Annotated in this window: 5 protein-coding genes and 1 pseudogene; 1 reads left to right on the top strand and 5 read right to left on the bottom strand. The window is 61.7% G+C overall.

The window, feature by feature from the left end; all coding sequences use genetic code 11:
* The 5 genes and pseudogenes from ENZ75_RS16310 to ENZ75_RS16290 all read right to left on the bottom strand — a co-directional run.
* Nucleotides 1–294, bottom strand: a pseudogene (locus tag ENZ75_RS16310) (porin family protein); the annotation flags it as partial.
* Nucleotides 295–668: 374 nt separating this feature from the next.
* A complete protein-coding gene (locus tag ENZ75_RS16305; RefSeq protein ID WP_063167772.1) occupies nucleotides 669–1925 on the bottom strand; it encodes an O-antigen ligase family protein in 1257 nt (418 codons plus the stop codon).
* The gene (locus ENZ75_RS16300; RefSeq protein ID WP_063167773.1) at nucleotides 1922–3457 is read right to left on the bottom strand and encodes an undecaprenyl-phosphate glucose phosphotransferase; all 1536 of its coding nucleotides are present in this window, start codon (nucleotides 3455–3457) and stop codon (nucleotides 1922–1924) included. Before ENZ75_RS16300 ends, ENZ75_RS16305 begins: the two co-directional genes overlap by 4 nt.
* Before the next feature lie 94 nt (nucleotides 3458–3551).
* A complete protein-coding gene (locus ENZ75_RS16295) occupies nucleotides 3552–4682 on the bottom strand; it encodes a glycosyltransferase family 4 protein (protein ID WP_063167774.1) in 1131 nt (376 codons plus the stop codon).
* Between the two features lie 10 nt (nucleotides 4683–4692).
* Nucleotides 4693–5256, bottom strand: a complete 564-nt coding sequence (locus tag ENZ75_RS16290; RefSeq protein ID WP_013532220.1) for a polysaccharide biosynthesis/export family protein — start codon at nucleotides 5254–5256, stop codon at nucleotides 4693–4695.
* A gap of 260 nt (nucleotides 5257–5516) precedes the next feature.
* On the opposite strand from ENZ75_RS16290, the gene ENZ75_RS16285 reads away from it, so the two are divergent.
* The coding region (locus tag ENZ75_RS16285) for a GumC family protein (protein ID WP_164887842.1) at nucleotides 5517–6616 on the top strand (1100 nt) is incomplete at its 3' end.

Below are 6616 nucleotides of genomic sequence, written 5' to 3'. Positions count from 1 at the left end.
GTCCGGGAAATAGGGGCTGGTGATGGTCTTGCGGATGCCCGTTGCCGTCCAGGTCGCTTCGCCGCCCAGAATGAACTGTCCCCACTGCCATTGCGCGCCTGCATGGATACCGCCGGCTACGCCGGCTTTGTTGAAGTCAAATCCTTCTGTTCCCGCCGGAACGAGGTCGGTGAAGAACCCACCGTTTGGCTCGGTCATATCCGTTGCCGTGATGTCACCATTGGCAACGCCGAGATGGCCGCCGACATAGAGGCCGCTCCAGTCATAGGCCGACCCCGCAACCGGGGCCAACATGTCTGCTGCTGACGCGGTGCTTGCCGACAGGGCGGCAACCGCGAGAACTGCTAAGAATCTATTCACGTATTTCTCCCAACCCAAGTAATTCCCTCGGGAACAACAATAGCCGGGAGCGAAATGAAATTATGTGATGTTTTTGCCACAACCGCATATTTTTGCCATGGACCAACCGTCCGTCGAGCACTCGATCTACACTGGCCTGACGCTTCAAAACGCAAATGAAGCCGAGTAAAGCGCATGTAGAGCGCCTAGTCAGGAAATCCATCAGAAACTTCGTATTCGGGAAGCTCTCGAAGCTGTCTTCGTCGTGATGTAGAGCGGGCCGGATCTCCACCGAAGGCCAACGTGAAGCCCTCTCACTCCCGCGACTTTTATGCCGGTGCCGGCGAGCCCTGTAAGGCAGGCCGCAACAGCAGTTGATGCCTATATTCCAGCGCGATGGCGCCCCAGATCAGGCCGAGCAGCAGGTAGACATGGCGCCAGTGGTCGATGTCGATGAAGGTGCCGAGCCCGATATTGCCGATGAAGGCGACATAGGCGCACAGGAGATAGGGCTGCCACGGCCGGTCGCGCAGCAGGATGCGGAAGCCGGCTGCTATCGTCCACAAGACGAGCGCGAGGAACGACACGAAGCCGAGCCAGCCATAATCCATCAGCATCTTCAGCCAGATGTCGTGGGTGTCTTCACCGAAGATCGTGCCGAAGACCAGCGGGCCGATGCCGAACGGATGCTCCATCGCCATCTGGAAGCCGATGCCGTAGCGGGCGAAGCGGCCGAGGCGGGCGGTGTCGTAGCTCTGTTCGAGATGGGCACGGTTGGAGAACATCTCCGACACGCCGGGCAGCTGCAGGATGACGATCATGGCGACGACCAGCAGCGCCAGTGCTGCAATCGTCATCACCACCACGCGCAGCCGGAACATGCCGCTGGCGCTCTGCAGGAACAGGCAGCCGGTGAGCAGGACGGCCGAAACGGCGAACATGCCCCAGGCGCCGCGCGAAAAGGAGAAGAAGATGCCGGCGGTGATGATCAGCAGTGGCACCGCCAGCAGCGGCATGCGCGTCACCGGTCCGGTCAGGAGCAAATAGAGCAGATAGATGCCGGGCAGCACCAGGAACGGTCCAAACACGTTCGGATCCTGGAAGGCGCCGGCGGCACGGTCGTATTTGGTGAACATCTCGGCGCCCGGAAAGGCATGGAAGTAGCCTGCAATGCCAAGCAGCGAGGTGGCCACGGCCGAAACCACATAGGCAATGAAGATCAATCGGTAGAGGCTCGGCTGTACGGCTGTGATCGATGCGAAGAACACCGCGCTGAAGGCGAGAAACAGCGACACGGCGAGATAGAGCGGCGTGTTGGCGAGGTCCGCCATCTGCGTCATGGAGATCATGCCGCCGATGTTCATCGTCACCAGCAGCACCAGCAGCGGCGTTGCCGCGCGGGAAATCCGCAAGCCGAAAAGCGCCCAGATGGCAATCAGCCCCGCCATGTAGAGCTCATAGGGCGCCGGCTCGCTGATGACGAAGCCGGACAGCAGAATGCCGATGAAGACCGCGCCCGAGGAAATCAGCGCGACCAGCTTGGCGTTGACCACGACCTGCGGCAGATCATGGCTGATCGCGCTCAATAGGCGTTTTCCGTATTGAGCAGCCGGAGCGGCGTCAGGAACAGGATCCGCAAATCGAACAGCAGCGACCAGTTCTCGATGTAGTAGAGATCATACTCCGTGCGCATGCGGATCTTCTCGTTGGTGTCCATCTCGCCGCGCCAGCCATTGATCTGCGCCCAGCCGGTGACGCCGGGCTTGACCTTGTGGCGGGCGAAATAGCCGTCGACGACCTCGTTGTAGAGCAGGTTATGCGACTGCGCGGCGATGGCGTGCGGACGCGGGCCGACCAGCGATAGCGAACCCAGAAGCGAATTGAAGAACTGCGGCAGCTCGTCGATCGAGGTCTTGCGGATGAAGCGGCCGACGCGGGTGACGCGAGGATCGTTCTTGGTCACCGTCTGCTTGGCGGTCGGGTCGGCCTTGTCGGTATACATCGAACGGAACTTATAGACCTCGATGATCTCGTTGTTGAAACCGTGCCGCTTCTGATGGAACAGCACCGGACCCTTGCTGTCGAGCTTGATGGCGATGGCGGTCGCCAGCATGACCGGCGAGAACACGACGATGCCGATCAGGCTGAAGACGATATCGAAGGCGCGTTTGGCCACCGAATCCCAGTCGTTGATCGGCTTGTCAAAGATATCCAGCATCGGCACCGCGCCGATGTAGGAATAGGCACGCGGGCGAAACTGCAGCGCGTTGGAATGCGCCGAAAGCCGGATGTCGACCGGCAGCACCCACAGCTTCTTCAGCAACTGCAGAACGCGGGATTCGGCGGTCAGCGGCAGCGACACGATCAGCATGTCGATGCGGGCTATGCGGGCGAATTCAATCAGTTCCGAAATGGTGCCGAGCTTGGGGTAGCCGGCGACGATGGGCGGCGAGCGCTTGTCGCTGCGATCGTCGAAGATGCCGCAGATGCGGATATCGTTGTAGGGCTGCTTTTCGACCGAGCGGATCAGGATTTCCGCCGCCTTGCCGCCGCCGACGATGACGGCGCGCCGCTCCATGCGGCCATCGCGCGCCCAGGCCCGGATCAGCTTCGACATTACCAGCCTGAGGCCGAAGATGAGAACGAAGCCGATGACGAACCAGCTGCCCAACAAAAGGCGCGAATAGTTTTCCGACATCTTCATGACGAACGCCGTCAGCGCCATCAGGGCGAAAGTGCCGGCCCAGACCAGCAGCACACGGCCGAAATTGGCGATCGGCCGCATCAGGGCGACGATCTGGTAGCAGTCGGTGACGTCGAGCAGCACCACGGCAAGGAACGACGCGGCGGCGATCGTTACCGGATACTGCCAGGCGAGATAATTGAAGAACCCGACATAATGGAAATAGACGGCGAGCCCGGACAGGAACAGCAAGCCGAATTCGACCATGCGCAGGACGCCGCTGACCATGATCGGCGACATCGTATCGCGCCGGTACTGCGAGGCGACCTGGCGCGCGACATCGTTCATGCCGCTTGGCGTGTCGCCATCGGCCGGGCCGTCGAATTTACGCACCGCCTCTGCTGAAAAGCGGCGCGCGGGGTCGATCTCGTTCATGAGGGCTTTCCGCAAGCTTCCCCTCGGTCATAGCAAAAGAGAGCTAAGAAACCCTTGAAACAACATACGGCTTTGGAACGGCTTGGTCCTGCGCCTACTTGTCGAGCGCGGCGAAATAGGCGTTCTCGATGTCGGCGGCCATCACATCGGCGCCGAAGCGTGCCTTGAGGTCGGCCCCATCCGGCATCAGGTCGCGATAGGCGGCCGGGTCGGCCAGCGCTTGGCTCATCCTTTCGGCGAGCTCGATCGGGTCAGGTCGGATCAGGGCAGGGGAACCGGTGTCGAATATCTCCGGAATGCCGCCGACCGCTGTTGCGATCATCGGCTTTCCCGCGGCAAGCGTTTCCAGGACGATATAGGGCATGGCTTCGGCGCGCGAAGGAACGATGATAAGCGCGGCAAGGGCAAAGGCCTCCCTGGCCGGCATCGGCGGTAGGAAGCGGACATGGCGCTCGAGCCCGAGGCGTTTCACTTGCCCGTGGTAACGCGGTAGGTCGTCGCCGTCGCCGACCATCACCGCGGTCAGCGCGCGGCCGAACCGTGGGCCGGCGAGCGCCAATGCGTCGATGAAGATGTCCGGCCCCTTCAGGTCGCGCATCATGCCGATATAAAGCAGGTCGGCTGCGTCCGGCGCGGTGATCACCGGCTCGAATTCAGTGGCGCGCAGGCCGTTATAGACGAGGGTGTTGGGAATGGGCGGCTCGCCGACCTTGTGGCGATAGGTCCGCCGCTCATAGTCCGAGACAAACAGCAGATAGTCGGTGAAGCGAGCCATGAAGCGCTCGAGCGCGAAGAACAGCTTTCCGGTGGTCGTGTTCTCGTCATAGTGGAGGGAGCCGCCATGCGGCGAATAAAGGCGGGCTACGCGAGACCTTGATACCCGCAACAACGAGCCGAACAGACGGGCATAGGCGCCACCCTTGGCGCCGTGCCCGTGCAGTACGTCCGGCCGCAATTCCTTGATGATCCTGTACGTGCGCCAAGCCGAGGCAAGGTCGCCGGGACCGACGTGGCGCTGCATCGGCGTGCGATGAATGCCGAGCGCCAGCATGTTCTTCATCTGCTCGAACAGATGTTCCTCGAACGCGCCGCCCGTCGTCGAATCGCAGACGATGCCGACGGAATGCCCGGCGGCGACCTGCGCCTCGGTCAGGTCGCGCACATGCCGGAAAATTCCTCCGACGGGTGAGCGAAAGCAATGGACGATCCTGAGCCTGTCCGCCACTTGGTATCTGTCAGAACAGGCGTTCGCGGACGTAGACCGTATCGCCCGGCAGCAGCGGGTCGGAGGTGACCACGCGGCCGGTCATCACCTTGCCGTTGATGTCGCGGGTGATGTCGACGCTTTCCTGGTTGGCGCGCGGCGTGAAGCCGCCGGCAATGGCGATTGCCTTCTGCACCGTCAGGCCGGGGACGTAAGAGTATTGGCCGGCGGCACCCACTTCGCCCATGACGAAGATCGGCCGGTAGCGGTCGATCTCGACCGAAACGTCGGGATCGCGCAGATAGCCTTGCCGCAATTTGTCGGCGATCTCCTTTTCCATCTGCTGCGCGGTGTGGCCGCGCGCCGGTATGGCGCCGACAAGCGGGAAGGAGAGATAGCCGGATTGATCGACGCTGTAGGTGTTGGTCAGCCCGTCCTGCTCGAACACGGTGACGCGGACGCGATCGCCGGCGCCAAGACGATAGGGCTGATCGAGCACCTCATGGAAGGCGGCCGGCGTCGGCCGGTAGCTGGAACAGCCAGCCAGCATCGATACGGCAAGCAGCGCGCGAAACAGGGAAGCAGTGCTTTTCATGACCGGACAAGTACCTTCGACTGGGCCGCTGCGGCGTCGCAGCAAACATCAGGGATCGAGGCCCGTTATCATCCTGTTAGGGTTAATGGCCGGTAAAGGGAGCGGCCGACACGTGGCGCATCGGCAAGAGTTTTTGCGATTTCTGGCGGTTTTGTTTGTCGCCCGCCAGTAAACCCTAACGGAAACTTACCGCGATCTTAACGGCTGAGTTACCATAGTTGTTTACGGTGCGTGCTGACCCAGTATCGGAGTAGGGATGCATGTCCGTTCAGTCCGCGGCCGCAGATGTCGATGTCGATCTCAGGCAGCTCTTCGCCAGCCTGGCGAGGAATTGGCTGCGTATAGGCCTCGTCGTCCTGTTGGCGACCGGGCTGGCCTTTGCTTTCGCCTCGCTGGCAACCCGGCACTACAAGGCCGAGACGCAGGTGGAGATCGCGCCGCGCGAATCCATCTACACGCGGCCGGCCAGCAACAACAACGACACCGACAAGCCTATTCTCGACGAGCAGGGCGTCGCCACCCAGGTCCAGATCATTTCCTCCAACGAAATCCTCAAGCAGGTCTCGCAAAAGCTTGGGCTGGAAAAACTGCCCGAGTTCAATGAAGCGCTCGACATGTCGGCGCTGAGCCGCGCTCTGGTCCTGGTCGGCCTGAAAAGCGACCCGATGGAAATTCCGACGGAAGAGCGCGTGCTCAAGAAAATGCACGAGAAGCTCAACGTCTACGGCGTCGAGAAGACCCGCATCATTGCCATCGAGTTCTCATCGGAAGATCCCAAGCTCGCGGCCGCCATACCGGACGCCATCGCTGCCGCCTATATAGCGGGGCAAGGGGCGGCCAAGCTCGAATCGAACAGCGCCGCGGCAGACTTCCTGGCGCCCGAGATCGCCGACCTGCAGCGGCAGGTCAAGGATGCGGAGGCGAAGGTCGCCGCCTACCGAGCCCAGTCCGATCTTCTGATGGGTGGCAACAATTCGGTGCTGGCCACCCAGCAGCTTTCGGAACTGTCGAGCGAACTGTCGAAAGTGCGCGCCAACCGCGCTGCGGCCGAAGCGACCGCCGACGGTGTGCGCAGGGCGCTGCAGAATGGCGGTTCGCTGGACGCAGTGCCGGAGGTTCTGTCATCGGACCTGATCCAGCGCTTGCGTGAGCGACAGGTCGAATTGCGCTCCAACATCGCCGATCTGTCGACGACGCTGCTTGGCAATCATCCGCGCATTCGCGCGCTGAAATCGCAACTGTCCGATCTCGACGCGCAGATCCGCAGCGAGGCCCAGAAGATCATGAAAGGCCTGTTGATGCAGGCCGAGACGGCAAAGGCCCGCGAGAACCAGCTCGTCGCCGACGTCAACACATTGAA

Origin of the sequence: Mesorhizobium sp. M7A.F.Ca.CA.002.04.1.1, assembly GCF_004022805.1 — a bacterium.
In the GTDB taxonomy this organism is placed as follows: domain Bacteria; phylum Pseudomonadota; class Alphaproteobacteria; order Rhizobiales; family Rhizobiaceae; genus Mesorhizobium; species Mesorhizobium ciceri.
Note: the sequence above shows the minus strand (reverse complement) of the source record. Positions and strands in the feature narration are given on the sequence as shown.

What these genes read in the sequence shown, in the direction of transcription:
- ENZ75_RS16300 (WP_063167773.1), bottom strand. Translation starts at nt 3,457, where the DNA reads ATGAACGAGATCGACCCCGCGCGCCGCTTTTCAGCAGAGGCGGTGCGT.
- ENZ75_RS16290 (WP_013532220.1), bottom strand. Translation starts at nt 5,256, where the DNA reads ATGAAAAGCACTGCTTCCCTGTTTCGCGCGCTGCTTGCCGTATCGATG.